This window comes from Moorena sp. SIO4E2, from assembly GCF_010671945.1.
GTDB classification, from domain to species: domain Bacteria; phylum Cyanobacteriota; class Cyanobacteriia; order Cyanobacteriales; family Coleofasciculaceae; genus Moorena; species Moorena producens.
Map to the genome: position 1 here is coordinate 1 of NZ_JAAHIE010000810.1, position 2,713 is coordinate 2,713.

Genomic DNA, 2,713 nt, shown 5'->3' on the forward strand with positions numbered 1-2,713 from the left:
ATCAACTATCAGCTATCACACCAATTAAAGTAGGGTGGGCAAAGTAATATAATCTAGAATACTCAAAAGAAGCAAACTGTTTTTGCCCACCCTACTAATTAAAGTAGGGTGGGCAAAGTAATATAATCTAGAATACTCAAAAGAAGCAAACTGTTTTTGCCCACCCTACAAGCTAGTGTCATATTTTTAACGGTCTTCCTTAGACGAAGTTTCCCAGAAATTTACCACAAATAGTAACAACGCGACTGCGAGGAGAATTTGTAAGGCAATAAAATAGAATACCCAGGGGGGAAGATGGAGCAAGGAGAAGGAAATGTCTTGCTGCCAAGACCAGAAATCTTGGGATAGCAGGAAAATTACCGTAAAGCAGAAAAACCAGAAAAATGAGGATTTTAAAATTGGCATCAGCACTTTAGCAAAGGGAGTAGGGAGTAGGGAGTAGGGAGTAGGGAGTAGGGAATATGGCATCAAAATTATCACAATTCCTACACGGATTGCTATTACTACTCGCGACTTCTGTGAGAGCTAGATTAATGTGAATGGTAAAAGAGAGTACTAACTAAGGTATGGTAAACAATAGTGTTTCCTACTGATCAACAATTATAGGTAAGCTAGTGTCCATTTAATTTGCCTATTTTCGTGAGCAGCGCTATGTGACAAGGTTTGTCATTACCTGTTCCCTGTTCCCTGTTCCCTGTTCCGAAGCGTGCAGCGCAATAAACATTAGACTACCATAAACGGCATGGCAAATTTCCCTCATCGACCGTTAGCCGTTGATTTATTTGCTGGTGCTGGTGGTTTCTCCCTAGGGATTGAGCAGGCGGGCTTTGATGTTGCCCTCGCCGTTGAACAAGACCCAATTCATGGGGCAGTGTATGCCTTCAATTCCCCTCAAACCAAGGTTTTATGTACCGACATTGCTACCCTGTCTGGTCAAGAAATTCAGAAAGCCCTGAGGGAGTGGGGGACTGAAAGGGAGCAAAACCAACACTGTACAGAGGTTTCATCGCAGGTTTCTACCATTGATCTAGTCATTGATCTGGTCATTGGTGGACCCCCTTGTCAGGGATTCTCGTTGATCGGTAAGCGTCAAGTAGATGATGTACGCAATAATTTAGTGTTTGAGTTCTGCCGTTTGGTCAAAGAACTCCAACCACGCTACTTTGTGATGGAGAATGTTCCAGGCTTAGCTCAGAACAAATACCAACACCTGTTCGAGCAGCTAATCAGTGAGTTTAAAGCAGCTGGGTACACTATAACTGAACCAGTACAGGTCTTGAATGCAGCAGATTTTGGTGTGCCACAAAAACGGCGGCGGTTGTTTTTACTCGGTTCTAGGCTTGGGGAAGCACCAGTGGCTTATCCTTCCTCAGAACTATCCTCTCACCAATGGGTAACTGTTAAGGATGCGATCGCAGACTTGCCTAACTTAGATGATTTTCCTGAACTCCAGAAAAGCGATTGTGTTGAACTAACACCAGAACAGCTAGACCTGCTCCAAGCTTTAGCCATGCCCTATGTAGAAAAGTTACGGGATTTGATCACCGATCCTGGTAACTTTGCCTATCCCCGCCAGTGGCATCCTCAACTATTGACCAGTTCCCTGCAAACCCACCACACCGAAGGCTCGATTGAGCGGTTTAGAAACACACCCATGGGCGAGGTAGAAACTACCAGTCGCTTACGACGCTTACACTGGGATAAACCTTGCCATACCCTCAGAGCAGGTACTGGTTATAAAAACGGTCGCTACACCTCTCCTCGCCCCATTCATCCTGATTACCCACGGGTGATCTCCGTGCGAGAGGCCGCTAGACTGCACTCATTTCCAGATTGGTTTCGCTTCCACGGGACCAAATGGCATGGATTTCGACAGGTGGGGAATGCTGTACCACCACGATTAGGACGGGTTTTGGGTAAACAAATTATGACAGCGTTGGCGGTTCAACCATCAGTGCCAACCACAACTATAAAGCTCTCAGATGCCAAACTATTAACCTTTAAACAGTTACAGGCATCTAAGTATTGGAATATAGTAGTATTTATTCCTTTTCTAATCTGCTGCTTCCCTTCTCCTGTCGTTCTCTTCTCATAGAAAAGATGCTGTATATAACGACCGTCAACCCTGATCGGCTACTAGTCTGCCATCGTTGTAACTCAGATCACAGCTTAAGCCCTATCCTATCACAACAAATCTTGATCTCGAATCACTACTAGGTAGGACTTTCTCTCACAGAAGATCTCTTCAAAATTGTCGATAGTTAAAATTACAGAGATTATGTGGAGCCCATGAAATCCTTTCAAGTCATCTTCCCCAAATTCCCGGTTAAGCAAATAGCTAAGCGTATTATTCATATGCGCCAAATTACCCGCATTGACCAACAGCTCTTTATGTCAGCTTTACTAGCCAAGGCATCACTTTCACTAGAAGAGCAAACCCTAGTCCAAGAGATTTATGACGGTTTGAACCGTGGATTGATTCGAGTAGTGGAATAAACTATAGTTAGAGTCGATGCCTGGTATTACCCAGGGCACCTCTCCTTCAAATCTGGGCGTGCGACTTTCACCGCACCCAGCTCCTAGATATCCTGACCTTTCGGTCTGCTTCCGTGGATTAGTTGATGGCAGCTGTGATGAACTGCTAGCAAATTCTTTGGTTTCCAGTTATCGTGGTTTCCATCAATATGATGTAAGTGTACGACTTCTTCCCCTA

Annotated in this window: 3 protein-coding genes; 2 read left to right on the forward strand and 1 reads right to left on the reverse strand. The window is 44.5% G+C overall.

Annotated features, from left to right (window positions below):
* Positions 1-186: 186 nt before the first annotated feature.
* The gene (locus F6K37_RS37530) at positions 187-468 is read right to left on the reverse strand and encodes a hypothetical protein (RefSeq protein ID WP_207554303.1); all 282 of its coding nucleotides are present in this window, start codon (positions 466-468) and stop codon (positions 187-189) included.
* Positions 469-742: 274 nt separating this feature from the next.
* Between F6K37_RS37530 and F6K37_RS37535 the strand changes: the two genes are divergently transcribed.
* Together F6K37_RS37535 and F6K37_RS37540 are read left to right on the forward strand one after the other, a co-directional pair.
* Positions 743-2,095: a DNA cytosine methyltransferase gene (locus F6K37_RS37535; protein WP_008188218.1), complete on the forward strand. Its 1,353-nt coding sequence runs from the start codon at positions 743-745 to the stop codon at positions 2,093-2,095.
* A 194-nt stretch (positions 2,096-2,289) separates the two neighbouring features.
* Positions 2,290-2,496 carry a hypothetical protein gene (locus F6K37_RS37540; RefSeq protein WP_008188216.1) on the forward strand — a complete coding sequence of 69 codons (207 nt, stop codon included), beginning with the start codon at positions 2,290-2,292 and terminating at the stop codon, positions 2,494-2,496.
* Positions 2,497-2,713: the final 217 nt, after the last annotated feature.

Bases quoted from the DNA above. Each gene is read 5' to 3' on its own strand.
- F6K37_RS37530 (WP_207554303.1), bottom strand. From the start codon at position 468: ATGCCATATTCCCTACTCCCTACTCCCTACTCCCTACTCCCTACTCCC.
- F6K37_RS37535 (WP_008188218.1), top strand. From the start codon at position 743: ATGGCAAATTTCCCTCATCGACCGTTAGCCGTTGATTTATTTGCTGGT.
- F6K37_RS37540 (WP_008188216.1), top strand. From the start codon at position 2,290: ATGAAATCCTTTCAAGTCATCTTCCCCAAATTCCCGGTTAAGCAAATA.